The organism is Prescottella equi, assembly GCF_002094305.1.
Classification (GTDB): Bacteria; Actinomycetota; Actinomycetes; order Mycobacteriales; family Mycobacteriaceae; genus Prescottella; species Prescottella equi.
The window spans coordinates 129356-153985 of record NZ_LWTX01000005.1; the positions used below are offsets into that span (position 1 = coordinate 129356).

The 24630-nt window shown below is 69.6% G+C and carries 27 protein-coding genes and 2 pseudogenes; 14 read left to right on the forward strand and 15 right to left on the reverse strand.

Annotated features, from left to right (window positions below; translation table 11 throughout):
* Positions 1–81 precede the first annotated feature (81 nt).
* Entirely contained in the window at positions 82–1110 is a 1029-nt protein-coding gene (locus A6I89_RS14430) for a polyprenyl synthetase family protein (RefSeq protein WP_044991342.1), read from the reverse strand.
* 131 nt (positions 1111–1241) lie between these two features.
* Between A6I89_RS14430 and A6I89_RS14435 the strand changes: the two genes are divergently transcribed.
* On the forward strand, positions 1242–2528 hold the full coding sequence (locus A6I89_RS14435) for a geranylgeranyl reductase family protein (protein WP_005518210.1): 1287 nt from the start codon (positions 1242–1244) through the stop codon (positions 2526–2528).
* A gap of 27 nt (positions 2529–2555) precedes the next feature.
* On the opposite strand, the gene A6I89_RS14440 is transcribed toward A6I89_RS14435, so the two are convergent.
* From A6I89_RS14440 to menD, 4 genes are read right to left on the reverse strand one after another with little or no spacing between them, the layout of a single operon-like run.
* Complete coding sequence (locus A6I89_RS14440; protein ID WP_037084947.1) at positions 2556–3254, reverse strand: demethylmenaquinone methyltransferase; 699 nt, start codon at positions 3252–3254, stop codon at positions 2556–2558.
* A 22-nt stretch (positions 3255–3276) separates the two neighbouring features.
* A complete protein-coding gene (locus A6I89_RS14445) occupies positions 3277–3948 on the reverse strand; it encodes a phosphatase PAP2 family protein (protein WP_226347459.1) in 672 nt (223 codons plus the stop codon).
* 36 nt (positions 3949–3984) lie between these two features.
* Positions 3985–4407 (reverse strand): DUF3592 domain-containing protein, encoded by a 423-nt coding sequence (locus A6I89_RS14450; protein ID WP_022597460.1) that lies wholly within the window; start codon positions 4405–4407, stop codon positions 3985–3987.
* Positions 4404–6050: a 2-succinyl-5-enolpyruvyl-6-hydroxy-3-cyclohexene-1-carboxylic-acid synthase gene (gene menD, locus A6I89_RS14455; protein WP_013416957.1), complete on the reverse strand. Its 1647-nt coding sequence runs from the start codon at positions 6048–6050 to the stop codon at positions 4404–4406. Before menD ends, A6I89_RS14450 begins: the two co-directional genes overlap by 4 nt.
* Before the next feature lie 111 nt (positions 6051–6161).
* Here menD and A6I89_RS14460 point away from each other — a divergent pair, with 111 nt between their 5' ends.
* Both A6I89_RS14460 and A6I89_RS14465 read left to right on the forward strand, forming a co-directional pair.
* Positions 6162–6758 (forward strand): flavin reductase family protein, encoded by a 597-nt coding sequence (locus A6I89_RS14460; RefSeq protein ID WP_013416958.1) that lies wholly within the window; start codon positions 6162–6164, stop codon positions 6756–6758.
* 66 nt (positions 6759–6824) lie between these two features.
* Entirely contained in the window at positions 6825–7649 is an 825-nt protein-coding gene (locus tag A6I89_RS14465; protein ID WP_022597462.1) for a siderophore-interacting protein, read from the forward strand.
* Positions 7650–7717: 68 nt separating this feature from the next.
* On the opposite strand, the gene A6I89_RS14470 is transcribed toward A6I89_RS14465, so the two are convergent.
* Genes A6I89_RS14470 through A6I89_RS14480 form a run of 3 tightly spaced genes read right to left on the reverse strand, consistent with a single transcriptional unit; the run spans position 7718 to position 9870 of the window.
* Entirely contained in the window at positions 7718–8164 is a 447-nt protein-coding gene (locus A6I89_RS14470) for a DUF6918 family protein (protein ID WP_005518196.1), read from the reverse strand.
* A gap of 45 nt (positions 8165–8209) precedes the next feature.
* Positions 8210–9208: an o-succinylbenzoate synthase gene (locus A6I89_RS14475; protein WP_022597464.1), complete on the reverse strand. Its 999-nt coding sequence runs from the start codon at positions 9206–9208 to the stop codon at positions 8210–8212.
* Positions 9205–9870, reverse strand: coding sequence for a PaaI family thioesterase (locus A6I89_RS14480; RefSeq protein WP_022597466.1), 666 nt, complete (start codon positions 9868–9870; stop codon positions 9205–9207). The genes A6I89_RS14475 and A6I89_RS14480 overlap by 4 nt, the downstream gene beginning before the upstream one ends.
* Positions 9871–9955: 85 nt before the next feature.
* Here A6I89_RS14480 and A6I89_RS14485 point away from each other — a divergent pair, with 85 nt between their 5' ends.
* Complete coding sequence (locus A6I89_RS14485) at positions 9956–10849, forward strand: 1,4-dihydroxy-2-naphthoyl-CoA synthase (RefSeq protein ID WP_005518191.1); 894 nt, start codon at positions 9956–9958, stop codon at positions 10847–10849.
* Positions 10850–11009: 160 nt separating this feature from the next.
* On the opposite strand, the pseudogene A6I89_RS25095 reads toward A6I89_RS14485, so the two are convergent.
* Positions 11010–11069, reverse strand: a pseudogene (locus tag A6I89_RS25095) (zinc ribbon domain-containing protein); the annotation flags it as partial.
* A 120-nt stretch (positions 11070–11189) separates the two neighbouring features.
* A complete protein-coding gene (locus A6I89_RS14490; RefSeq protein ID WP_022597469.1) occupies positions 11190–11456 on the reverse strand; it encodes a helix-turn-helix domain-containing protein in 267 nt (88 codons plus the stop codon).
* A 78-nt stretch (positions 11457–11534) separates the two neighbouring features.
* On the opposite strand from A6I89_RS14490, the pseudogene A6I89_RS14495 reads away from it, so the two are divergent.
* The 5 genes and pseudogenes from A6I89_RS14495 to A6I89_RS14515 form a co-directional block, all read left to right on the forward strand.
* Positions 11535–11678: pseudogene (locus A6I89_RS14495) on the forward strand (SGNH hydrolase domain-containing protein); the annotation flags it as partial.
* Between the two features lie 65 nt (positions 11679–11743).
* On the forward strand, positions 11744–12361 hold the full coding sequence (locus tag A6I89_RS14500; protein WP_022597473.1) for a dienelactone hydrolase family protein: 618 nt from the start codon (positions 11744–11746) through the stop codon (positions 12359–12361).
* The gene (locus tag A6I89_RS14505; RefSeq protein ID WP_022597475.1) at positions 12358–13977 is read left to right on the forward strand and encodes a RecQ family ATP-dependent DNA helicase; all 1620 of its coding nucleotides are present in this window, start codon (positions 12358–12360) and stop codon (positions 13975–13977) included. The genes A6I89_RS14500 and A6I89_RS14505 overlap by 4 nt, the downstream gene beginning before the upstream one ends.
* A 34-nt stretch (positions 13978–14011) precedes the next feature.
* Positions 14012–14461, forward strand: a complete 450-nt coding sequence (locus A6I89_RS14510; protein WP_005518184.1) for a hypothetical protein — start codon at positions 14012–14014, stop codon at positions 14459–14461.
* Between the two features lie 25 nt (positions 14462–14486).
* The gene (locus tag A6I89_RS14515; RefSeq protein ID WP_005518183.1) at positions 14487–14867 is read left to right on the forward strand and encodes a VOC family protein; all 381 of its coding nucleotides are present in this window, start codon (positions 14487–14489) and stop codon (positions 14865–14867) included.
* 61 nt (positions 14868–14928) lie between these two features.
* On the opposite strand, the gene A6I89_RS14520 is transcribed toward A6I89_RS14515, so the two are convergent.
* The 5 genes from A6I89_RS14520 to A6I89_RS14540 form a co-directional block, all read right to left on the reverse strand.
* Positions 14929–15282, reverse strand: a complete 354-nt coding sequence (locus tag A6I89_RS14520) for a hypothetical protein (protein ID WP_013416965.1) — start codon at positions 15280–15282, stop codon at positions 14929–14931.
* A gap of 2 nt (positions 15283–15284) precedes the next feature.
* Positions 15285–16037 (reverse strand): ABC transporter ATP-binding protein, encoded by a 753-nt coding sequence (locus A6I89_RS14525; RefSeq protein ID WP_022597477.1) that lies wholly within the window; start codon positions 16035–16037, stop codon positions 15285–15287.
* Positions 16037–16780: an ABC transporter ATP-binding protein gene (locus tag A6I89_RS14530; protein WP_013416967.1), complete on the reverse strand. Its 744-nt coding sequence runs from the start codon at positions 16778–16780 to the stop codon at positions 16037–16039. The genes A6I89_RS14525 and A6I89_RS14530 overlap by 1 nt, the downstream gene beginning before the upstream one ends.
* Complete coding sequence (locus A6I89_RS14535) at positions 16773–19073, reverse strand: ABC transporter permease (protein WP_013416968.1); 2301 nt, start codon at positions 19071–19073, stop codon at positions 16773–16775. Before A6I89_RS14535 ends, A6I89_RS14530 begins: the two co-directional genes overlap by 8 nt.
* 126 nt (positions 19074–19199) lie before the next feature.
* Entirely contained in the window at positions 19200–20615 is a 1416-nt protein-coding gene (locus tag A6I89_RS14540; RefSeq protein ID WP_013416969.1) for an ABC transporter substrate-binding protein, read from the reverse strand.
* A 455-nt stretch (positions 20616–21070) separates the two neighbouring features.
* Between A6I89_RS14540 and A6I89_RS14545 the strand changes: the two genes are divergently transcribed.
* The 5 genes from A6I89_RS14545 to menE are packed head-to-tail and all read left to right on the forward strand — an operon-like array spanning position 21071 to position 24492.
* Positions 21071–22279, forward strand: a complete 1209-nt coding sequence (locus tag A6I89_RS14545; protein WP_005518172.1) for an inorganic phosphate transporter — start codon at positions 21071–21073, stop codon at positions 22277–22279.
* A gap of 13 nt (positions 22280–22292) precedes the next feature.
* The gene (locus tag A6I89_RS14550; protein WP_005518171.1) at positions 22293–22565 is read left to right on the forward strand and encodes a hypothetical protein; all 273 of its coding nucleotides are present in this window, start codon (positions 22293–22295) and stop codon (positions 22563–22565) included.
* A gap of 40 nt (positions 22566–22605) precedes the next feature.
* Positions 22606–22959 (forward strand): DUF3349 domain-containing protein, encoded by a 354-nt coding sequence (locus tag A6I89_RS14555; protein ID WP_005518170.1) that lies wholly within the window; start codon positions 22606–22608, stop codon positions 22957–22959.
* A 22-nt stretch (positions 22960–22981) separates the two neighbouring features.
* Positions 22982–23284, forward strand: coding sequence for a DUF3349 domain-containing protein (locus A6I89_RS14560; protein WP_005518168.1), 303 nt, complete (start codon positions 22982–22984; stop codon positions 23282–23284).
* 41 nt (positions 23285–23325) lie between these two features.
* Positions 23326–24492, forward strand: coding sequence for an o-succinylbenzoate--CoA ligase (gene menE, locus A6I89_RS14565; RefSeq protein ID WP_022597481.1), 1167 nt, complete (start codon positions 23326–23328; stop codon positions 24490–24492).
* Positions 24493–24630: the final 138 nt, after the last annotated feature.

Consider the following 24630-nt stretch of genomic DNA (forward strand, 5'->3'; position numbering starts at 1 on the left):
CCGTGTGGCTTGCTGTCCTGACAACGAACCAGCCCGGGAACAAGGTTCCCGGGCTGGTTCGCAGGCTACTTCAGAAGTTGATCAACCGACGCGTTCGACGGTGTAGTCGACGAGTCGCACGAGCGCGTCGTTCGCGGGCCCCTGCGGCAGCTGCGCCAGCTCGGCCCGGGCGCGGTCGGCGTACTCGCCGAGCTTCGCCTTCGCGGCGGCCATGCCCGGTGACCGCTCGAGCAGCGCGAGGGCCTCCGCGACGTCGGCGTCGTCGGTGACCGGGCCGTCGAGCAGGACGCGCAGCCGGTCGGCGTCGGCGCCTTCCTCACGCAGCGCGTACAGCACGGGGAGCGTGTGGACACCCTCGCGCAGGTCGGTGCCGGGGGTCTTGCCGGACTGCTCGGACGCCGACGAGATGTCGATGATGTCGTCGGCGATCTGGAACGCGGTGCCGACGGCGTCGCCGAGGCGCTCGAGGCGCGCGATCTGGTCGGCGTCGGCGCCCGAGAACGTGCCGCCGAAGCGGCCGCTGGCCGCGATGAGCGAGCCGGTCTTCTCCCAGACGACCTTGAGGTAGTGCTCGACCGGGTCCTGCTTCTCGCGGGCGCCGATGGTCTCGCGCATCTGGCCGGTGACCAGTTCGGCGAACGTCTCGGCGATGATGCGGACGGCCTCCGGGCCGAGCGTGGACACCAGACGCGACGCGTGCGCGAACAGGTAGTCACCGGCGAGGATCGCAATGCTGTTACCCCACCGCGCATTCGCGCTGGGCGCACCGCGGCGCATCGCGGCCTCGTCCATGACGTCGTCGTGGTAGAGCGTGGCCAGGTGCACGAGTTCGACGACGGTCGCCGCGGTGACCACCGCCGGGTCCGAGCCCTCCGGCCCGAGCTGGGCGGTCAGGACGGTGAACAGCGGACGGAACCGCTTGCCCCCGGCCTTCGCGAGATGCAACGCAGCCTCGGTGAGGAAGTCCTCACCGTCGGACAGTTCGCTGACGAGAAGCTCCTCGACGCGGGCGAGCCCGTCGCGCACGGCGTCCGCGAGCTGCTGGTCGCCGAGATCGACTCCCGCGACGACAGTGCTCGACCCCTCAGTGCTCACGATGTCAGTACTCATTCCTGTAGTCGGTAACGCCTCGGCAGGCCCGGAAAACGCAGAAACCACGGTAGTGAACCTAGCGTCAGCAACGCTCGTCACCACACCTGCCCTGGCCGCGTCGCGCTACCTCGGCCTGAGAGGATGGTGGGGTGGTGGCCGAACATTTCCCGACCGCTGGGTCCAGCGATGCCCCGAATCCCTCGGCGGAACTGCCCTCGAGCACGGAAGTCCTGGTCGTCGGTGCAGGTCCGGCCGGTTCCGCGGCGGCGACGTGGGCGGCGCGCGCCGGCCGCGACGTCCTGCTCCTCGACGCGGCCACCTTCCCGCGCGACAAGACGTGCGGTGACGGGCTGACGCCCCGCGCGGTCGCCGAACTCGATCATCTCGGTCTCGGGGACTGGGTGCGTGAGCGGACGGTCAACCGCGGTCTGCGGCTCACCGGTTGGGGCCGCGAGCTGGAACTGCCGTGGCCGGGCGGCGCGCTGCCCGCCGTCGGTAGCGCGGTCCCCCGCACCGAACTCGACGATCGTCTGCGGCTGACCGCGGTGGACGCCGGTGCCCGCATGGTGCAGGGCGCGAAAGCCGTCGGCGTCGAGCGAGACGGCGACCGGGTGCGAGCCGTGACGGTGAAGACCGCGTCGGGCACGCACACCGTCACCTGCGAGAAGCTGATCGTCGCCGACGGCGTCCGCTCGACGCTCGGCAAGCAGCTGGGCCGGCAGTGGCACCGCGGCACCGCGTACGGCGTCGCGGCCCGCGCGTACGCGACGTCCGGTCGCAGCGCCGACCCGTGGATCACGTCGCACCTGGAGCTGCGCGACGACACCGGTGCCCTGCAGCCGGGCTACGGCTGGGTGTTCCCGCTCGCGACCGGCGAGGTGAACATCGGCGTCGGCACGCTCGCCACCGCGAAACGTCCGGCACCGGGTGCGCTGCGTCCGCTGCTCGACCTGTACGTCGCGCAGCGCCGCGCGGAATGGCGGTTGGACGGCGACGTGCACTCGGTGGCGTCGGCGCTGCTGCCGATGGGTGGCGCCGTCTCGAACGTCGCCGGGCGCAACTGGGCGCTGATCGGTGACGCCGCCGCGTGCGTGAACCCGCTCAACGGCGAGGGCATCGACTACGGACTCGAGGGCGGACGCCTGGTCGCGCGGCTCCTCGACGACGCCGACCTGACCGACGTGTGGCCCGCGATGCTGCGGGACCGGTACGGCCGCGCGTTCTCGATCGCGCGGCGTCTCGCGGGTCTGCTGACCGTGGCCCGGTTCCTGCCGACGGCCGGGCCCGTCGCGATGCGCTCGCGCGCGATGATGACCGTCGCGGTGCGGGTGATGGGCAACCTCGTCACCGACGAGGACGCCGACGTCGTGGCCCGCGCGTGGCGGACGTCGGGTGCCGGGTCGCTACGTCTGGATGCGCGGCCGCCGTTCTCCTGAAGCGGTGTCGGGCGGCCGCGAGCGCGCTCAGCGGGTGGCGCGGTGCAGGGCGACGATGCCACCGGTGAGGTTGCGCCACTGCACGTTCTTCCAACCGGCGGCCTCGATGCGCCCGGCGAGCTGCTCCTGTGTGGGCCACGCCCGGATCGACTCGGCGAGGTAGACGTACGCGTCCGGGTTGCTGCTCACGGCACGGGCCACCCGCGGGAGCGCCTTCATGAGGTACTCCATGTAGACCGTGCGGAACGGCCCGAACACGGGTGTGGAGAACTCGCTGACGACGAGGCGTCCGCCGGGCTTGGTGACGCGGGCGATCTCGCGCAGCCCGGCGTCGAAGTCGGAGACGTTGCGCAGACCGAACGAGATGGTGGCGGCGTCGAACACGGCGTCGCCGTACGGCAGGTGCATCGCGTCACCCGCGACCATCGGGACGCGGCGATCGATACCGGCCTGCAGCATCCCCTTGGAGAAGTCGGTGGCCACCACCCAGGCACCGGAGCGGCCGAGTTCGACGGTGGAGACACCGGTGCCGGCCGCGAGGTCGAGGACCCGCTCCCCCGGCTCGAGGTCCAACGCGGCCCGGGTGGCTTTGCGCCAACTGCGGTCCTGACCGAACGAGAGCACCGTGTTCGTCAGGTCGTATCGCTTCGCGACCCCGTCGAACATCGACGCGACCTCGTGCGGCTTCTTCTCGAGCGAGGCCCGCGAGCCGTGTGTATCTGCCACGGCGTCAGACGCTACCAACCGCTCACGCGTCGACATCGGCCGCCGGGTTGTCCTCGCTCGTTCGCGCCGGTCGGCGACCGAGTGACCGTGCCTTGGTCTGCGCCCACGGCAGCAGCATCGCGACGACGGCGATCGTGACGGCGGATCCGACGACGGCGCCCGCGAGCACGTCGTGCGGGTAGTGGACCCCCTGCAGGACCCGAGCGAGGCCGATCAGCGCGGCCAGCGCGATCACCAGGCCGCGCTGCAACGACGACAGGATCCGTTCCGTCGCGAGCACGATGGCGGTGGCGAGACCGAAGGCGATGACGGTGTGGTTGCTCGGGAACGACCAGTCCCCGGGGGCCGGGCAGTCGGCGAGGGTGAGTTCGACGCGGCACGGCCGGTCCTCGCTGACGAAGGTTTTGATCACCTCGCTGAGCACGTACGCCACGACCACACCGAAGCCGCCCATCAGCAGCTCCCCCAGGTGCGGGGAGCGGGTGCGCCACATCTGCACGGCGAGCACCGCGAACAGCGCGACGAGCGCGAGCAGTCCGATCTCGGCGATCAGGCCCACACCGGGTAGATCCGACGTGTGCGGCACGATCGCGCGATAGATCGCCGCACCGACGCCGCGCAGCAGGTACAGGGCCACCACGACGACTGCCGCGGCGACGAGCATCATCCCGGCCCGCTCCGAAGTTCTCCGCATTCGGTCGAGGATAGAAACCCTTCCTGAGTGAACTTCTCAGGAACCCTCGGCGCGGGCCCGTCGGCGCAGCACGAGCAGCGCGGGCAGTGCCACGAACCACGTCACGACGATCACCGATCCGGCCGGCACGATCGCGACGCTCGCGTCCCGGCCCGCGACGCGCACCAGATCCGGTTCGCTGCGTGCGTATTCGACGTCGATGCGCTGGCCGGCGGTGAGGTTGGTCGGGTACAGCACCCCCAGCTTCGGGTTGTGCGTAACGCCGTCGGGGGTGACGAAGCTGACCGCCGACCGCAGCGAACCGGCGGACAGGACCTCGGCGGTGGCGGTGCCCATGTCCGATTCGATGGTCCGGTCGTTGCGCCACGCCGCCAGCACCAGCAGCACCGCGAGCACCGAGATCCCGGCGGCGACGACGATCACCGACACCGCCGCACGGTGTGCGACGCGGGGACTCACAGCTGCGCCCGCACCGCGGCGTGCAGCTCCCGCAGGCCCGAACGTTCGGTGGTGACCTCGAGCACGCGGATACCGTCGCCGGGCGCCGTGAGCACAGCGGTCAGCTCGGCCAGATCGACCCGGCGGTGCGGCACCCGGTAGGCGGCGCACAGTGCGGCCAGGTCCATGCCGTGCGGGGTGCCGAAGACGCGTTCGAACACGCCCGCGTACTGCGGGTCGCCCTGCTCGAGCAGTTCGAAGATGCCGCCGCCGTCGTCGTTGGCGACGACGATCGTCAGATCCGTAGGCCGCGGCTCGCCCGTACCGATGAGCAGTCCGGACGCGTCGTGCAGGAACGTCAGGTCGCCGAGCAACGCGACGGTGCGTCCCTCCGACTCGTAGGCGAGCGCGGCACCGACCGCGGTCGACACGGTGCCGTCGATACCGGCGACACCACGGTTCGAGAGCACCTTCACCCCGGGCCGCGGGTAACTCACGAGCGCGGCGTCGCGGACCGGGTTGGACGCGCCGAGCAGCAACTGGTCGCCGTCGGACAACGCCTCCATGACGGCGGCCGCGACGTGCAGACCGGTGGCGGTCGGGTGCGCGTCGAGCTGCGAGCGGACAGCCTTGTCGGCGTGCTCGGACAGGTGCCGGCACCGCGCGATCCACGCGGGGTCCGGCTCGCCGGTCACGACGGCGCGGGTACCGGTCGCCAGCACGTTGCCGGAGACGTCGGGCCAACGCGGGCCCGTGGTGAGCGCGTACACCGCGACGGACGGGTCGGCGAGAAGCTTCGACACCGGGCGGTGCAGCGTCGGGCGGCCGGTGATGATCGCCTGCCGCGGCTTGAGCTGCGGCAACGCGAGCGGATGCAGCGGGATGCCGTGCAGCGGCGCGGTCGGCTCCGCGACGGTCGGCAGGCCCGCGAGCTCGGGCCGGTACGCGGAGCCATGCCCCGACACGACGACCGTGTCGGCGGTGATGTCGAGGTCCATCGGGACGTCGAGCGTCGCGTGCACGGTGGTGGTCCAGGCGGCGCCGCCGGGACGGCCCTCGGGCACGAGTCCCCGCGGACGAACGTCCGGCACCAGCGGCTCACGCAGCGGAATGTCGAAGTGGACGGGGCCGGCGTTGCCGGAACGGGTGCCGCGGGCGGCGGCGAGCACCCGGCACACCGCGCTGCGCCACTGGCTGTTCTGCTCGTCGAAGCGGATGCCGCGCTGCGACTCGTCCCCGGCCTCCTCGGCGAGACCGAGGCTGATCGCGGCCCGCACCTGACTGCCGAACAGGCCGAACTGCTCGACGGTCTGGTTGGCGCCGGTGCCGAGCATCTCGTAGGGCCGGTTGGCGCTGAGCACGATCAGCGGGATGCGCGCGTAGTTGGCCTCGAGCACCGCGGGGCCGAGGTTCGCGACGGCGGTGCCCGACGTCATCACCACGGGGACCGGCTGCCCGCTCGCGACAGCGAGACCGATCGCGAGGAATCCCGCGGTGCGCTCGTCGATCCGCAGGTGCAGGCGGAGCCGCCCGGCGGCGTCGGCGGCCTGCAGTGCGAACGCGAGCGGTGCGTTGCGCGAACCCGGGCAGAGCACGACCTCACGTACCCCGCCGCGGATCAGTTCGTCGACGACGGCGGTGGCTTGTGCAGTGGACGGGTTCACGCCTTCCAGATTGGCAGACGCGGGTCGGGCGCTGCGCACCCGTGCGCCTTTTCGGTAGCCGGGCACACCGGAAGGGCGCACGGGCGGCTCCGCTGCCACGATGGTCGGATGGTGCGCACAGTCTTCGACCCCACCGAGATGGGTCCCGGTCGCTTCTATCCCGTACTGACCGCGTCGGTGGTGCCGCGTCCGATCGCGTGGGTGTCGACGCTGTCGGCCGACGGGGTGCCGAACCTCGCGCCGTACAGCTTCTTCACGGTGTCGAGCGCCGAGCCGCCGGTCGTGCAGTTCACGTCGGTGGGCCGCAAGGACAGCCTCCGAAACGTCGAGGCCACCGGAGAGTTCGTCGTCAACCTCGCGACCGAGCCGATGCTCGACGCCGTCAACACCAGCTCGGCGCCGTACGAGCCGGGCACCGACGAGTTCGCCGCGCTCGACATCGCGGCCGAACCGAGCGAGCGCGTTCGCCCGCCACGGGTCGCGGACTCCCCCGTCGCGATCGAGTGCCGGCTCCGGGAGGTGATCGAGGTGGGGACGTCGTTCGTCGTGATGGGCGATGTACTGGCGGTGGCGGTACGGCCCGAGGCCCTGGCCGACGACGGTCTGCCCGCGTTCGCCACGATCGCCCCGTTGAGCAGGTTGGGCCGCGACGAGTGGGGTATGCCGCCCGCGGTCCGGCGGATCGCCCGCCCGGGGCGGCCTGGCTGAACCACGCCCCCACTCCTCGTATTAGGGTTGGCTAAACTCTTATCGGATTCGCGGGGACGGAACGCCATGGCCAAACGCTCCAAGTTCGTCAAGCCCGAGCAGCGCGAGATCGTCTCGGCGCACGTGCTCGGCAGCAAGCAGATCAGCCCGAACTTCGTGCGGGTCACGATCGGCGGCGAGGAGCTGCGCGGGTTCGTCCCGATGGGCTTCGACCACTGGTTCCGGATGTTCATCCCCGACCGGGAGGTGAGCGGATTCCGACTTCCCACGTCGGGCGGCAACCTCTGGTACGCACAGTTCAAGCTGATCCCCAAGGACGTCCGGCCGGTGTTGCGCAACTACACCGTGCGCGAGTTCCGGCCCGCGGGAGGGCTTTTCGGGGATGGGCCGGAACTCGACATCGACTTCGCGTCGCACGGCGACCTCGGTCCGGCGTCGGCGTGGGCGAACTCGTGCGCGCCGGGCGACCCGCTGGGGCTGCTCGACGAGGGCCTGATCTACAACCCCACCCCGGACGCCCGCTGGCACCTGCTGGTCGGTGACGAGAGCGCGCTCCCGGCGATCGTCGGCATCCTCCGCTCGGTCGATCCGGCGCTGCCGGTGCGCGCGTACATCGAGATCCCACACGACGACGATCGGCAGGACGTCGCAGTGGGCGACAACGCCGAGCTGCACTGGCTGGTGCGCGACGACCCGTCGGCCAAGCCCGGCGAGCTCGCGCTCGCGACGGTGCGGGCCGCCGATCTGCCCGGCGGCCCGTCGTACACGTTCGTCGCCGGTGAGAGCGATCTCGCGACCGGCTTGCGCCGCCACCTGGTGAACGACCGGCGGGTGCCGAAGTCCGACATCGCGTTCACCGGCTACTGGCGTCACGGTCACGCCGCGTACTAGGCAGCGGAGCTGCCCGTGCGCCTTTTCGGTAGTGGGAACTACCAAAAAGGCGCACGGGCGCGAAGCGCCTAGGCTGCGTGCTTCTGCACCAGATCACCGAGACGCGGGAGAGCCTCGATGACGTGCTTCTTCGCCGACGGACGCAGCGTCGAGTAGACCTTCTTGATCGCGCCCTTGTCGGTGCCCTCGATGCGCTCGTCGGTGACGCCCAGCAGCGCGTCGGCGACGGCGTCGCTGCGCGCGGTCAGGAACGCCGAGAAGCTGCTCTCCCCGCTGGTCCCGAAGTCCTGCCAGAACGGCTCGAGCCGCGCGACGAACGCCGGCAGCAGGCCCTCGACGGCATCCGGCACGATCGACGGTCCGACCTTCTTGACGGCGCCGTACCCGCCCTTGAGCGCCAGTCCGGACGCACCCTTCTTGTCCGAGACCTCCGCGTCGACGAGCGCCTGGACGTCCGCGAGGACCGCGGGCATCCGTGCATCGTCCAGCAGGGTGTCGTTCAGTGCTGCAACCACTTCTTGCCTCCGTATCGACTGGTCCGTATCTGACCGGGCACGAGACTATACGAGGTCGGTGTCCCCGCTGGTGGCCAGGATTTGGTGGCAGCGACGCAGCCGTTCGAGCCACCACTGCGTCCGCTCCGGTGGTGCCGCGAGAGCACTCAGCCTCGCCGGATCCGGAACGACGGGGCTCGCGTCGAGGCTGCCGTCCGACATCTCCCGGGGATCGGCGACGTCGGCTGCGAACAGTCCGCCGGTGCCGAGCCCGCACGCGTGGTTCAGGTTCGGCAGTGCCGCGGCCGCGGCGAGCCCGGCGCCCATGCCGACCGCGGTGTCGAGTGCGCTCGACACCACCACGGGCACCCCGTGCCCGGCGAGTTCGTCGGCGAGCGCGAGGAGACGGCGCATCCCGCCGAGCGGCGGCACCTTCACGACGGCGACGTCGGCTCCGCCGGCACGCACCACGCGCAACGGGTCCTCGGCGCGGCGGATGCTCTCGTCGGCCGCGATCGGCACGTCCGACAGCCTGCGGCGGACCTCGACGAGCTCGGGCACCGTCGCGCACGGCTGCTCGGCGTATTCGAGCGGGCCGGCGGCGGTCAAGGCGGTGAGCGCGGTGACGGCGTCGTCGACGCTCCAGCCGCCGTTGGCGTCGACCCGCACGTTCGGGATGAACTCGCGCACCGCGGTCACCCGGGCGACGTCGTCGGCGAGGCTCTGCCCCTTCTCGGCGACCTTGACCTTCGCGGTTCGGGCGCCGGGGAAGCGGGCGAGGATCTGCGGCACCTGCTCGGGCCCGATCGCCGGGACGGTCGCGTTGATCGGCACCCGCGTGCGCAGCGGTGTCGGCGGACCGGCCCACGCGGCCTCGATGCCGGCCCGCAGCCAGTGCGCCGCCTCGGCGTCGTCGTACTCGGGGAACGGCGCGAACTCACCCCACCCGGCGGGCCCCTCGAGCAGGAGCGCCTCGCGAGTGGTGATGCCGCGGAAGCGAACCCGCATCGGCAGGCTCACCACGCGGGCGCCGGCCAGGACGTCGGCGAGCGGGGGGAAGGTCACGGCTGCCCCGGCAGGAGTTCGATCATGAGCGCCTCGCAGTCGGCCAGCACGGTGCCGTCCAGGTCGCGCAGTTCCGCGGTGCAGTAGAGCTTGCGGCCCTCGACGCGGTCGACGCGGCCCTCGAGTACGAGTTCGGTCTCGAGCGGCGTCACCTGGCGGTAGTTGACGTGCAGGTAGGCGGTGCGTGCGATGGGATGCCCGGACGCGTACACGATCATCCCGAGCATGTCGTCGAACAGCAGTCCGATGGTGCCGCCGTGCGCGGCGCTGTTGCCGCCCCGGTGGAACAGGCGGAACACGCCGCGGGACCGGATCCCGTCGGCCTCGACCTTCTCGAACAGCCACGGCAACAGCAGCAGGCTGCCGCGGCCCGGCAACTGCCGGTTGAAGCCGGCCGGGGACTTGCCTTCCGGCACCCGGTAGGGCTCGAGCAGGTCGCTCAACGCGTTCACCCGGGCGATCGCGTCGTCGACGACGTCGTCGGGGAGGTGGGTCGAGACCGCGAGATCCTGGAGTCGGCGCAGCGACTCGACGAACTCCCCGTAGTTCGGCCCCGCCTGCACCGGCGTGAACACCGGGAAACCGCCGTGGTGTTCGTGGACGTCGTCGACGGATCGCACCCCGTCCCCGGGAAGAACTCCGGACTGCACTGACTCGCTCATGCCCTGCACGTTATCGCCGGAAAGGGGCGGTTCGGGCGTGAGGCACTGCCCGACACACCGGCGGCCGGGGCATATCCTTCGGTCCGTGACCTTCAATCCGCAGCTCTGGCGTCCCGTCCCCGGCTTCGAGGACCTCACCGACATCACGTACCACCGTCATGTCTCCGAGGGCATCGTCCGCATCGCGTTCGATCGCCCCGAGGTCCGAAATGCCTTCCGCCCGCACACCGTCGACGAGCTGTACCGCACGCTCGACCACGCCCGCACGACCTCCGACGTGGGCTGCGTGTTGCTCACCGGCAACGGCCCCAGCGAGAAGGACGGCGGTTGGGCGTTCTGCTCGGGCGGCGATCAGCGCATCCGTGGCCGCAGCGGCTACCAGTACGCGTCGGGTGAGACCGCGGAGACCGTCGATCCGGCTCGCGCCGGCCGTCTGCACATCCTCGAGGTGCAGCGCCTGATCCGGTTCATGCCCAAGGTCGTCATCGCCCTGGTCAACGGCTGGGCCGCCGGTGGCGGGCACAGCCTGCACGTCACGTGCGACCTGACGCTCGCCTCCCGCGAGCACGCCCGCTTCAAGCAGACCGACGCCGACGTGGGCAGCTTCGACGGCGGCTACGGCAGCGCGTACCTCGCGAAGATGGTGGGCCAGAAGTTCGCCCGCGAGATCTTCTTCCTCGGCGACACCTACACCGCCGAGGAAATGCACCGGATGGGCGCGGTGAACCGGGTCGTCGACCACGACGAACTCGAGAACGTCGCGATCGAGTGGGGCACCAAGATCAACGGCAAGTCGCCGCAGGCACAACGCATGCTCAAGTACGCGTTCAACCTGCAGGACGACGGACTGGTGGGCCAGCAACTGTTCGCCGGCGAGGCCACCCGTCTGGCGTACATGACCGACGAGGCCGTCGAGGGCCGCGACTCGTTCCTGCAGAAGCGCGACCCGGACTGGTCGCCGTACCCCTGGTACTATTGACCCCCCTTTTGCTCGTGAATCGAGCAAAGGTTCCTACGCCGATCGTCGAGAATCGGCTAGGCGGGTTCCCACTTCGTCGGGGCCCGCGAGCGCAAGCACCCGTCTGACACCCCTCCATGGCGTTTAGCCTCTCCGCAAGCCCTGCGGCGAGCATGACGTTGACTGCCGCGTTGTAGTCGCGGTCGAGAGTCGCTCCGCACCTGCATGTCCACGTGCGGATGCGGAGCGGCTTCGGACCATCGACGGAGGCTGCGACCTGTCGCCCAGACTTATGTTTGAACCGCGGCGGGTTTACTCGGGGCCCGCGTCGTGTTCGTGCAACTGATGCGACGAAAGCGCGCTATCCCGCCTGTGCGTCTCGCGCCGACTCCTGAAGCGCGACCGCGCTCACCTCGGACAACCAGTGCCGTTCAGGCGTGTGTTTTGCCTGCGCCGTCACGAGCGATTTCACCTCATCGAGATCAGGGACGAAGCCCCGCGTCTCATACACGTCCCGCAGTGGGCGACGAAAATCATTGAACACGACACGCGCGCATCCAAAGGTCTTGGCGAGCATCAGCGTTTGCGCAGCGGTCGGGTACGCGCGGTAGCTGTAGCGCTTCTTCACGACACCCCTCCAAGTTCGCCCCGTTTGCTTCGGCAGTGTGGCATCTCCGACCGACAGTCACGTAGCTGCGGATTCGACCTGTTCTGCACCGCCGACCGCTGCCCGGTCGTCGTCGGCAACGGCCTGGTGTTCCGCGACGACAACCACCTCACCGTCGAACACGCCGAAGCCCTCTCCCCCGTGGTCGGCGCTCTCGTCGACCGCGCACTCCCCGGCGGCTGAACGGTCCCGCACCGGATGCGCCGATTCCGGTGGAGTGCTGGTGCGATCGGGTGTGCAATGGACGAGTGAGCACCGAGGTCGCGTTCGACGTCGACGGCGTGCGCCTGTCCGGGGCACTCACCGACCCGGTCGATTCACTGCCGGTGGTCGTGTTCGCGCACGGCAGTGGGAGCGGACGGTTCAGTCCGCGCAACCGACTGGTCGCCGAGTTGTTGCAGGACGCCGGACTGGGCACGCTGCTGTTCGATCTGCTCGCACCGGACGAGGAGGCCGACCGGCGCCTGGTGTTCGACATCCCGCTGCTCGCGTGTCGGCTGCTCGAGGTGACCGCGCAGCTGCGCGAGCGCACCTCGGCCGTCGCGTACTTCGGGGCGAGCACCGGGGCGGCCGCGGCCCTGCACGCGGCCGCCGAGAAGGGCAACGACATCTCGGCGGTCGTCTCGCGCGGCGGCCGTCCGGACCTGGCCGGTTCACGGCTGTCGATGGTGCGGGCGCCGACGCTGTTGCTGGTGGGCTCGCTCGACACCACGGTGATCGACCTGAACCGTCAGGCGGCGAAGCTGCTCGAATGCGAGCACGAACTCGTCATCGTGCCCGGCGCGACGCACCTGTTCGAGGAGCCCGGCACCCTGGGCGTCGTCGCCGAACACGCCCGCACCTGGTTCGTCGAGCACGGCCGGTGACCGTGACGGCCGCCGACGAGCTCCGCCGGGTGGCCCGCGAGGACTTCGGCTGGCAGCGGCTGCGCCCCGGCCAGGTGGAGGCGATGACGCCGCTGTTGGAGGGCCGCGACGTGGTGGCCGCGATGCCCACCGGTTACGGCAAGTCGGCGGTGTACCAGGTCACGGCCGCACTCCGTGAGGGGATGACGTTGGTGATCTCGCCGCTCATCGCGCTCGAACACGACCAGGTGTCGGGCATCGAAGCCGCCGACGACGCGCCCGTCGCGCTGGCGGTGAACTCCACTCTCGGGCCACGTCGGACCGCGGAGGCCTGGCGAACCGTCGAACGGGCCGGCGCGGAGTACCTCTTCCTCTCCCCCGAGCAACTCGTCGACGAGGCGACGCTCGAGCGGCTCGCGGCCTCGGACGTCTCGCTGGTCGTGGTCGACGAGGCGCACTGCATCAGCGCGTGGGGCCGCGACTTCCGCCCCGACTACCTGCGGTTGGGCGCCGCGATCGATCGGCTCGGGCATCCGCCGGTGCTCGCCCTGACCGCGACCGCGTCGCCGCCGGTCCGGGAGGAGATAGTCGCGCAGTTGCGGATGCGCGACCCGGTGCTCGTGGTCGGCGGCTTCGACCGGCCGAACATCCGGCTCGAAGTGCACCGCGCGACCACCGCGAAGGACAAGACGCGCGAACTCGTCGGTGCCGTGCGGCAGCTGTCGGGCACCGGCCTGCTCTACGTCTCGACGCGCGCCGCGACGCAGCAGTACGCGCGCTCGCTCGCCGAGACCGGGCTGCGCACCGCGGCGTACCACGGCGGGATGCGTGCGGCCGACCGTGCGCGTGTCCACGAGGGCTTCCTCGCCGACCGGTACGACGTGGTGGTCGCGACGTCGGCGTTCGGGCTCGGTATCGACAAGCCCGACGTCCGGTTCGTCGTACACGAGTCCGTGCCGGATTCCCTCGACGACTACTACCAGCAGATCGGACGTGCCGGCCGCGACGGCGCGGACGCTCGCGCGGTGCTCCTCTACCGTCCCGAGGACCTGGCGCTGCGCGCGTTCTTCGCTGCGGGCGCCCCGCGGGAGGCCACTTTGCGCCGGATCTACCGCGCCCTGTCGGGGCAGCCGATATCGCTGCGCGAGTTGCGGTCCCGGACCAATCTGCGGTCCCGCACCGCAACCAACGCGGTCAATCTCCTCGCCCGCGCGGGGGTCGTCGGGGACGGACCGGACGGCGTCACGTGGACCGGCGTCGGGGAGGACGAGGCGGTCGCCGCGGCCGCCCACGTCGCGGCGGTCGACCGGAGGTGGGATCGTTCCCGGGTCGAGATGATGCGCGGGTACGCGGAGACCCGCGGCTGCCGGCGCGTCTTCCTCCTCGACTACTTCGGCGAGCACCCGGACGGCCCGTGCGGGAACTGCGATCGCTGCGACGACAACCCCCGCTCGACGACGCGACCCGGCGCCGATCCGTTCCCGGTGGACAGCCGCGTCGCCCATCGCACTTTCGGTGCGGGCGTGGTGATCCGCACCGAATCCGACCGCGTCACCGTCCTGTTCGACGAGGTGGGATACCGCACGCTGTCCCTGGAGGCACTCGAGGACACGGAGCTGCTCCGTTCGATCGACTGACGAGGCGACCACCCGACCAGGCACACTGGACCCCATGACCGTCGACCGTGAGCAACCCGCACCGCAACACCGCCGCCCGGACGGCGTCACCGACGAGACCGTCGAGGCCGTCGGGAAGCTGTCGGAGGCCCTCGAGACCGTGGAGCAGGCCCGCGGCCATCTGTATGCGTTCCACCAGCTGATGGGCCGGGCCGATCTGCAGCTCGGGGACGCGGTGGAGAAACTGGCCGAGTCCGGGCACTCGGCGGCGGCCGAACGCCTGCGGACTGCGATGGTGGGCCGGAACGTCATCGAGGGGCGGTGGACGTTCCAGGTGGTCGAGGAGTTCGACGACGGCTACTGGTCCGAGCTGCGCGAGCACGAGAAGGCCGTGCGCGGCGTGCTGCTCGACGGCCGCCGGCACCTGTTCGAGGCCGAGATGAAGGAAGCGCGGCGCACGCAGGGCCGGGCCGGGCACGAGGCGCGGCCCGCACCCGAGCAGTGACGCCCCGATCGAGGAGAGGAACGAAGTGGAGATTCTCAGCAGCAGAACGATTCTGCGCCCCCGCGACTACGAGGTGACGCTGGCGTTCTATCGGGACGTGCTGGGGCTGGCGATCGCCCGTGAGTACCCGGGTGGGACCGTGTTCTTCGCCGGTCAGGGCCTGATCGAGGTGAGTGCGCACGGCGGGACCGGGCTGGACAACCGGTTCTCCGGTGCCCTGTGGCTGCAGGTGCGCAACCTGGCGGACGTCCAGGCGGAACTGATCCGCGCCGAGGTGCCGATCGTGCGGGAGGCGCGGCAGGAGCCGTGGGGTCTGCACGAGATGTGGATCGCCGATCCCGACGACATCCCGATCGTTCTGGTGCAGATTCCCGAGGACCATCCGATCCGGCGGGATCTGCGCTGAACGCACCTGTGCGCCTTTCCGGTAGGGCCGGCTACCGAAAAGGCGCACAGGTGCGGAGCGCCTACTTCGACAGCGCCGCCGCGATCTGGTCGGCCTGCGCCTGGCCCTCGTGCAGCTGGCGCAGCAGCCACAGTCGCAGGACCCGGGCGATGGCGCCCGCGAGGTAGAGGGCACCGCCGATCACGGTGAGCGCGAGGAACGCGGTGGCCAGGATCTGGTACGACGCGATGTCGCGCAGGTCGCTCTGTGTGAGCGACGAGATGTACACGACGAATGCGGCGACGACACCGACGACCATGAGTGCGATGCCGGCGATGCGGGCGGCACCGTCACCACGGGACTGGCCGGTCTTGAGCTTGAGATCGTCGACGTCGGACTTGAACTGGGCGCGACGCTCGTCTGCGAGAGTGGTCATCGTCATCCTCCTAGGTAGCTGTTGGAAAGTTCGTTCTCGATTTCGTCGGGTGCCCCGACGCGGACCACTCGTCCGTGGAGCATGAGCGCTGCGCGATCGGCGATCGGCAGCACGGCGCGGGCGAACTGCTCGGCCACCAGGATCGTCAGGCCCTCGTCGACCAGTTGGCCGACGATGTCGTACATCTGCGAGACGATCCGCGGGGCGAGCCCCATCGACAGTTCGTCGAGCAGCAGCACGGTGGGGTCGGTGCCGAGCGCCCGGGACAGTGCCAGCATCTGCTGCTCACCGCCGGACATCGATCCGGCCAGCTGGTTCTTGCGCTTGCCGAGGATCGGGAACCGGTTGTAGGCGACCTCCTCGAGCTTCGCCAGATCCGATCCGGTTCCCGTTGCGATCCACAGGTTCTCGCGGACCGTGAGGTTCGCGAAGATGCCGCGCCCTTCCGGGATCGAGCACACACCGAGCTTGGCCAGGTCGGACGCCTCGGCGCCGTTGACGCACCGGCCGGCCATGCGCAGCTCGCCCTGGGTGATCGGCAGGATCCCGGAACAGATCTTGAGTGTCGAGGTCTTGCCGCCGCCGTTGGGACCGAGCAGCGCCATGACGGTACCCGGCGCAACCGCCAGGTCCACACCGTGCAGCACCTCGATGGGGCCGTAACCCGCTCGGACACCGTCCAATTCGAGCAGTGGCGTGGGAGCCTCGTGGCGGCCGCCCGACGCCTGCGCCGCGTTCGTGGTCACCGTCGACATCACACCGCCTCCTCTGCCGTACCGATGTACGCGGCGATCACGGCCGGATCGTCGCGAACCTGCTCCGCACTGCCCGACGCCAGCACGGCGCCGTAGTCGAGCACGTGAATCTGCTTGCACAGCTTCATCACGAGCGGGATGTCGTGCTCGACCAGGCAGATCGCGAGGCCGTCCGCCGCGAGCTGCAGCAGCAGTTCCGCGAAGTCCTCGGTCTCCTGCTCCGTCTGACCGGACGCCGGTTCGTCGAGCAGGAGCAGTCGCGGCGACGTCATCAGTGCACGGGCCGCCTCGACGACCCGGGCCCGGCCGGTCGGAATGTCGGAGACGTCCTTGTCCGCGACGTCGGTGAGCTTGGTGAGCTCGAGGATCCGGTCGGTCTCGGCGTCCACGTCGATCCGGCTGCGGGTGTTGGACCGATGGATGTCACCGGCCACCCGGATGTTGTCCCGCACCGACAGCGACAGGAACAGTTCCAGTCGCTGGAACGTGCGGGCCAGGCCGCGGTTCGCGCGCTTGGCGGGCGAGAGCCGGGTGACGTCGTGCCCGTCGAGCAGGACCTTGCCCGACGCCGGCTTCTGCAGTCCGGTGATCGTGTTGAACAGCGTCGTCTTGCCGGCGCCGTTGGGACCGATCAGGCCCGTGATGGCGCCGCTCTCGACGGTGATGCTGACGTCGTCGACGGCGACGTTGCCGCCGAACTTGACGGTGATTCCCCGGGTTTCGAGGATGGGGGTGTCAGGCATGGACGATCGCCTCCTTCGGCGTCGCGGCGGGCGACGGCTCACCGAACTGTGCCGACGCGGTGTGCTCGGTGACGTTCGCCGGAAGCCCCAGTTCGCGGTCGAGTTCGGCCAGGCGGTCCTCCGTCCAGGGCTGGTCGACGCCGATCTCCTCGGGCGGCGTACCGCGCTTGGCGGCGGCCGCCTCCGGTCCCAGTACCGCCTCCGGCATGAACATCTGCCCGACGACCGGGAGCATGAACACCGTGACGATCGTGATCGTGGCGAACCACCAGTTGCCGAGGACACCGGTGAGCGCGAGGACGTACGACAGCGCCACGACGGCAGCGCCGCCGACCAGCACCGGCTTGGCGCTGCGCAGATGGCGGTAGCCCTCGAGGACGTCGTGCACCGTGCCGGACGGATTCTTGCCGACCCCGAGACCGATCAGCGCGGGGCTGACGGCGGCGAGGTGCCCCATGAACGTCCACAGCCCCTCGAGTTCGGGCTGCGCCGCGCCGAGGTTGTTGAACGACACCATGATCACGGCGAAGCCGACGCCGGCCATGAGCCCGCCGAACAGTGCGCCCGTCACGTAGCCGATACCGGCGACGACGGTGAGCATCAGCACGGTGAGGCTGATCATGATCGAGAAGTTCTCGTTGGAGACCGCACCGATCGCGCTCGACATCAGGATGCCGCCGAGTCCGGCGATGCCGGCCGAGAGCATGAAGACGCTGAGCTTGAGCTTGACGAGGTTCTGTCCGAGCATCGCGGCCGCGGCCGGGCTGTCCTTCATGGCCGCGAGGCGGCGTCCGTACCCGCTGTTGCGGAGCGCGACGACACCGATCGCCAGGATCGTGAAGATCGCGGTGACCGTCATGAGGAACGCCGTCTGGTTGCTCAGGTCGAGCGGGCCGACCTTCAGCGGCGGGATCGACAGGCTGCCACCGGTGAACAGCGAGAACTTGACGCCGAACAGTTCGTGTTCGGTGGTGTCGCGCAGCACCATGTTGCTCAGGAACACACCGAACGCCATGGTTGCGAGGGCCAGGTACAGCCCGCGCAGGCGCAGTGCAGGCAGCGCGACGAGGCCGCCGATGACGGCCGCGACCAGGGTGCCGATGATCAAGCCCCACAGCGTCAACCGGGTCGCGAGTCCGCTGCCCGAGGTGCCGAAGTGGTAGGCGACGATCGTCGAGATGGCGCCGAACGAGACCACCGCGAGGTTCATCTCGCCCGCGTAGCCGGTGAGCAGGGTGAGCGAGAGCGCGATGATCGCGAACGACATGCCCAGCGTGAGCGTGGTGATCGCGGACTCGACCATGAGCAGTCGGATCATGTAGACGATCACCAGCAGCGCGGCGCCCCAGGCGACGGCCTTGCGCACCGTCGGGACGGTGTACCGCTCGCGGGTGCGGACCGCGGCGCCGCGCAGGCGGTCCTGCGGCAGCACGATGAGGACGACGAACAGCGCGATCATCGGCAGCGAGACACGCAGGTTGGACGTCCACGTCCACTCCGAGGGGAAGTAGCCGAGCACGTAGGTGCCGGCCAGGCCGAGAACGATCGCGCCGACGAACGTGCGCGGGATGCTGCGCAGTCGGCCGAACATGGCGGCGGCGAACGCGTCGATCACCAGCAGCGTCAGCAGGTTCGCCTCGAGGGTGCCGCCGCTGATCGGGGTGATCAGGATGCCGGCGACCACTGCGAGCGTGGAGCCGAGGGCCCACGAGAAGGCCGCGATCCGCTCGGGGTTGTGACCGTTGAGCCGCAGCAGATCCGGGTCGTCGACGACGCCGCGCATCGAGACACCCAGGCGGGTGCGGGTGAACAGGAAGCGCAGGCCGACCGCGATCAGCACCGCGGCGACGAGGCAGATGACCTCGTGCATGTGCACGGTGGCGCCGAAGAACGAGAAGCGGCTCTCGTCGCCGAAGAACATCTTGACGGTCCGCGGCTCCTCGGGATGCCAGAACCAGTGCGAGAGCGACACGCCACCGAGGAGGATCGACACCGTGACGACGATCTTGGTGACCTCGGCGGTGTCCCGCAGCCCGCGCATGATCAGCGCGTACAGCAGCAGACCCATGAGCGGACCGGCGACGCCGATCGTCAGGAGCAGCGCCAACGGTGTCGGCAGGTCCCAGCCGTAGCGGAACTGCCAGTAGAGGAACGCACCGAGCATCGCCTGCGCGCCGTGCGCGAAGTTGAAGATGCCGGACGTGTTGTAGGTGAGTACCAGCCCGGAGGCGGCGATTGCGTACACCGAGCCCAGGACGAGACCCAGGATCGTGAACGTCACGAAAGTGTCCATCTGGAAACCCTCAGTAAGGATGGGCGCGGCGCCCCGGGGCGGTGGCCCGGGGCGCCGCGTTCATCGGTGGGAGTTGGTGCCGGCCGGTCGATCACCTGTGGGCGTCGACCGGGCGGCGTGGCCGGATCAGGCCTTGGGCGTGATCACGTTGGGGTTGAGGTACTTGGTGGCGACGCGGTCGGCGTTGAGCTCGGTGCCCCACGTCGACGGGTCGGTCTTGACCAGGTACTGCGGGTCGCACTTGAACTCGCCCTTGTCGGCGGGGAACGCCTGCGAGTAGTCGGCGCCCTTCAGCGAGACCATCAGGCCGCACTGAGCGGGGATGTTGGCGCCCGGATCCATCGTGGCGTGCAGACCGCCGCCGTCCCACTCGTGGATCTGCGACAGTTCGTCGATCATGCACTGGCGGGTCAGGTCGGAGCCGCACTCCTTGGCCGCGGTGGCCCACAGCAGGAACGACGACGTCGCCTGCATACCGAGCAGCGCGGTCTTGCCGCCGCCCGCGGTGACGAGATCCTTGTACTGCTTCACGGCCGGATCGTTGTCGTTCTCGAGCATCTGGAAGGCCATGCCGGCGTTCAGGTTGTCGAGCAGACCGCTGTCCTTGTTGAAGGCCTGCGCCGAGTTGGCGTACCAGGTGGCCTCACCGAAGATGATCGGGTCGAGACCGGCCTGGTCGACGGCCTTGAAGAAGTTGAACTCGTTCGGGACCGGGGACCGCGAGGTCCACATGCCCTTGGCGCCGCACTGCTTGATCTTCTCCGCGAACGGGACGTAGCTGGCCTCGCCCTCGTAGTTGAGGACGACGCCGCAGTCCTTGAGGTTGAAGCCGGCGGCCTTCGCCATCTGAGAGGTCTTCGCGAGCGACGTGATGATCGCGGGCATCGTCGAACCGATGAGCGTGAAGTCGTTCTTCATGTCGGGGTGCATCTCGCCCATCTGGAACCACGCGGAAGCGTTGGCGATGTCGACGGGGAAGGGCACGCCCTGGTAGGACATCGGACCGTTCGCGGCGTCCGGGGAGACCGTGAAGCCCGGCACGGCTGCCATGTTGCAGGCCACGCGCGTCTGCTCGGCGGTCGCGTCCATGGCGAACCCGTGGCCCACCATCATGAACTCGGAACGGCAGGCGTCCTGCATCACGGCGTTCGCCTGCGTCATGGCGGCGTCGTAGTCGGTGCCGACGATCTTGCGGCCGTTGATGCCGCCCTGCTCGTTGCACCACTTGATCATCGCGGAGACGGCGTCGGACATCTCCTTGTTGAGTCCCGGGCTCTTCGCGTAGCCGCGGTCGTCGCCGTAGCCGATCTTGATCTCGGTGTCGGAGACGCCCTGATCGGTGGCGCCCTTCGCGTCGCCGTCGCCGCACGGCGAGGCGAGCGTGCCGAACTCGACGTCCGCGGACGAGGTGGACTTGCTGTTGCCCGAGTCGCCGCTGCCCGGAACGACGGCTTCGCCGCCACGGTCGCCGGAACAGGCCGAGACCAGAGCCGCTGTCGCGGCGAGCGCCACGACCAGCTTGGCTGTCTTGTTTCTCTTCACGGTCGGTGTTTCTCCTTCTCAGTGCCCGTGCGACCGGGCCGGGGTCGAACCAACAGAGCGAAAACCGGGCCGGAGCTGCAGCGATGACACTGCTTGCGGGCCCACCCGGGCCTTTCGCAAAAACTAGGTAAGGCAAATACTTTGCTTAGGTAAAGAAGGAGGGCACGGCGCGCCCCGACCGCCACCGTCGTCCCACCACCGACCTCCGCGAACTTCAGCCACCGGGACGATGAGCTCCCGGTGGCGAGGACCGTAACGAGCGTCACACCCCCGCCCTGGAGCCGGTCCCAGTGAGTGAGACCGATGAGTGAGGCCCGACACACCGACATATCGACGTGAGTGTCGCCACAGTCCCGGGACCGTCGTGCGAGGTGATAGCAGAATGTGGTGATGCGCACCGTCTGTTCGCCGGTTGCTCGCTGTACTTTTGCGCTTTCGATACGCACAATTCGGTTGTGACCGCAGAGCTCGTCGTTCTCTTGGTAGTGGTCGTCACTGCCCTCGCTTTCGATTTCACGAACGGCTTCCACGACACCGGAAACGCGATGGCCACCTCCATCGCCACCGGCGCACTTCGACCGAAGGTCGCAGTGGCACTCTCTGCAACCCTGAACCTGGTCGGCGCCTTTCTCTCCGTCGAGGTCGCGGCCACCGTCGCGAAAGGCGTGGTCAACCTCGGATCCGTCAGCGGCGAGGCACTACTTCTGATCGTGTTCGCCGGCCTCGTGGGCGGTATCCTGTGGAACCTCGCGACGTGGTTGTTCGGCATGCCGTCCAGCTCGTCGCACGCCCTCTTCGGCGGCCTCATCGGTGCCGCGATCGCCTCGATCGGCATGAGCGGCGTCGAGTGGGGCGGCGTGATGGGCAAGGTCATCCTGCCCGCGCTGCTCGCGCCCGTCGTCGCGGCGCTCGTCGCCGCTGTCGGCACCAAGCTGATCTACCGCATCACCCGTGACGTCCCGGACGACACGAAGGGCAAGGGCTTCCGCATCGGCCAGGTCGGTACGGCGTCCCTCGTCTCGCTGGCGCACGGCACCAACGACGCCCAGAAGACGATGGGCGTGATCTTCCTGGCGCTCGTCGCGCACGGGTCCATCTCCGCGGATGCCGAGATGCCGTTCTGGGTGAAGCTGAGCTGCGCCGTCGCGATCGCCCTGGGCACCTATCTCGGCGGATGGCGCATCATCCGCACGCTGGGCAAGGGTCTGGTCGAGATCGCCGCGCCTCAGGGCATGGCCGCCGAGTCGTCGTCGGCCGCGATCATCCTCACCTCCAGCCATCTCGGCCTGCCGCTGTCGACCACCCACGTCGCGACCGGGTCGATCCTCGGTACCGGACTCGGACGCCGGGGCGCCGAGGTCCGCTGGGGCGTGGCCGGACGGATGGCCGTAGCGTGGCTGATCACCCTGCCGTCCGCCGGCATCGTCGGTGCCGTCTGCTGGGCGTTGGCCCACGTCATCGGCGGTCTCCCGGGCGTGCTCGTCGTCTTCGCCCTGCTCGTGGCCCTGTCGGTCTTCATGTACCTGCGCTCGCGCCGTCAGCCGATCGATCCCACCAACGTCAACGCCGAGTGGGAGGACGGACTCGAGCCCGCGACGGACAAGGCTGCCACGGCACCCGCTCGCCAGGCCGACGCCGACACCACCACCCGCAGCCACCACTGAGAGGAGACGACCGATGGATCTATTGACGCAGACCGCCAACTCGCTGTGGCAGGTCGTCCTGGTGGGACTTCTCCTCGGTGCGGGCCTGCCCGCGATCTTCGCGCTGGGACTCAAGTCGCTCTCGGTGGGTGCCCGAACGAACTCCGACGGCACCTCGTCTGCGAGCACCGCCGGCAAGGTCGGCGCAGCGGCATGCTTCGCCGTCGTGCTGATCGCGATCATCGCTGGGATACTGATGCTGATGCAGGACTTCCTGGCAAGCAGCTTCGGCATCCACGTCTTCTGAGCGGGGCCCCGACCGACCCCACCCCCGCTCCTTCGTGAAAGTGATCGCACCCGTGAACAGCAAGTATTCGCTCCGCTCGGTACTCGACTGGCTACGCGCCGGCTATCCGGAGGGCATTCCTGCCAAAGATCACTTCGCTCTGCTCGCGGTACTCGGACGGCGCCTCACCGACGAGGAGATCGGGGAGATCGTCGAACTGTCCATCGCGACGGCTCACGAGCATCCCGATCGGCACGTCGACTACGACGCGCTCAAGAGCATCATCGCGGGGGTCATCCACGAAGAACCCACCGAGGAAGACATCAGCCGGGTCACCGAGCGTCTCGTTGCAGGCGGTTGGCCCGTCGTCGGCGACGAGGAAACGGACCGGGAAGCACCGGACGCCCGGAGCTGACGGACCGAGTTCAGGAGCACTGTTGAGCCTGCCTCCGTTTCTCTCCTCGATCATCGACTGGCTGCGCGCCGGGTACCCCAACGGCGTGCCCGAGCAGGACTACGTCCCACTGTTCGCGCTCCTCACCCGCCGACTCTCGGAGGACGAGGTCGACCTGGTGACCGCGGCCCTCGTCGAGGACGGCGACCTTCCCATCTCGAAGACCGACATCCAGGTCCTGATCACCAAGATCACGAACGAGATGCCTCTCGAGTCCGACGTCGATCGGGTGCGCTCGCACCTCGCCGCCGGGGGCTGGCCCCTCGCCGGCCCCTCACCGACCTGACCTGCCGGGCCCGCCCCGGTTCTCCGTGAAACGATCGAGGGGTGAGTTCGCTGCTGCACCCGCTCCCGGTACCCACCGGCGCCGCGCTCGAGTCGGTCCTGCCCCGACTCGAGCGCGCGCTACGCGGTGACGGTCCACCCCTGCTCCCGGTACCGGCGAGTGACGCCCGCGAAACCGCCCGCCTGACGGACGCCCTGCGTCCCGGCGAATCCATCGACGACGTTCCCGACGCCGACGACGTGGCGCTCGTGATGGCGACATCCGGAACCACCGGTGTCCCCAAGGGCGCGTTGCTGACCTCACGGGCCCTGCGCGCGAGCGGCGACGCGACGCATCGACGGCTGGGCGGCCCGGGCGCGTGGTTGCTGGCGCTGCCCGCACACCACATCGCCGGAATGCAGGTGCTGCTCCGCAGCCTCCTCGCGGGCACCACCCCGGTCGTCGTCGACGTGACGGGGGGTTTCAACCCGGCCGCGCTACCCGCGGCGATCGCCTCCATGACGGGCACGCGCCGCTACACGTCGCTCGTTCCCACCCAACTGGTCAAGACTCTCGACCACCCGGAGGCCACGGCTGCGCTGGCCGACCTCGACGCCGTCATGCTCGGCGGCGCGGCGACACCGGCTCCTCTGCTCCGTCGAGCCGTGGATGCAGGCGTGCGGGTCGTGCGGACCTACGGCATGAGCGAGACGTGCGGCGGATGCGTCTACGACGGCGTCCCGCTCGACGGTGCGCGGGTGCGGATCGGCGACGACGGCCGGGTCCTGCTCGGCGGCACCATGATCGCCTCGGGCTACCGTGGTCTGCCGGAGCACCCCGCGTTCGCGGAGCCGGGCTGGTTCCGGACGGATGACGCCGGCACTCTCGCCGACGGGGTACTCACCATCCGCGGACGCCTCGACGAGGCGATCTCGACCGGCGGACTTACCGTCGTCCCCCAGGTCGTCGAGTCGGTCCTCGTCGAGCACCCGGCGGTTCGCGAGTGCGCCGTCCTGGGCCTGCCGGACGACCGCCTCGGCCAGCGGGTGGTGGCCGCGATCGTTCCCGAGGCCGGGTTCGTGCCGACAGCCGCAGAGCTGCGAACCCACGTGAGCGCCGCACTCGATCCCACGGCGGCGCCGCGCGAGGTCCGGTTGGTCGATGCGCTGCCGCTGCGAGGGCCGGGGAAGGTCGATCGCGAGGCCCTCCGATCGGGCTGGAACCGTTAGGCCTCGAAGCGGTAACGACGGGGCACTGCCGAGCCGACCGAACAGGCCGGATTCTCGCTCAGCGCACACCAAAGGGCGTGGTCCGCACAGGTAATTGAACAAGCAATTGAAAAGTCCACCCCCGCCGCAGACTGAGAC